General features: G+C 67.7%; 1 pseudogene. It reads left to right on the forward strand.

Going from position 1 to position 505, the window contains the following annotated elements:
• Positions 1 to 505 (forward strand): annotated as a pseudogene (locus tag IVB48_RS33005) (transposase); the annotation flags it as partial.

A 505-nucleotide genomic window follows, 5' to 3' on the forward strand; every position in this document is an offset into this window, starting at 1 on the left:
CCGGCGATCCTGCCGCCCTACATGCGCCGTTCGAAGTCGATCGAGACGCTGCTGCCGATCCTTTACCTGAAGGGGATCTCGACGGGCGACTTCTCGGAGGCGCTGGCTGCGCTGCTCGGCAAGGATGCTGCCGGGTTGTCGGCCTCCGCGATCGGTCGCCTGAAGGATGGCTGGCGCGACGAGCACACCGCGTGGCAGAAGCGCGATCTGTCGGCCAAGCGCTACGTCTACATCTGGGCCGATGGCATCCATCTGGAGGCGCGGCTCGAGGACGAAAAGCAGTGCATCCTGGTGCTGATCGGCGCGACGCCGGAAGGCCGCAAGGAACTGGTCGGCTTCACCGATGGCGCCCGCCAAAGCGCGCATGACTGGCGCGGTCTGCTGCTTGCCTGAAGCGCCGTGGGCTCGACGCGCCTCCGCGGCTCGTCATCGCCGATGGCGCACTCGGCTTCTGGAAAGCCGCCGGCGAGGTCTGGCCGAAAACGCGCGAGCAGCGCTGCTGGGT

This window comes from Bradyrhizobium sp. 76 (assembly GCF_023073025.1).
Classification (GTDB): Bacteria; Pseudomonadota; Alphaproteobacteria; order Rhizobiales; family Xanthobacteraceae; genus Bradyrhizobium.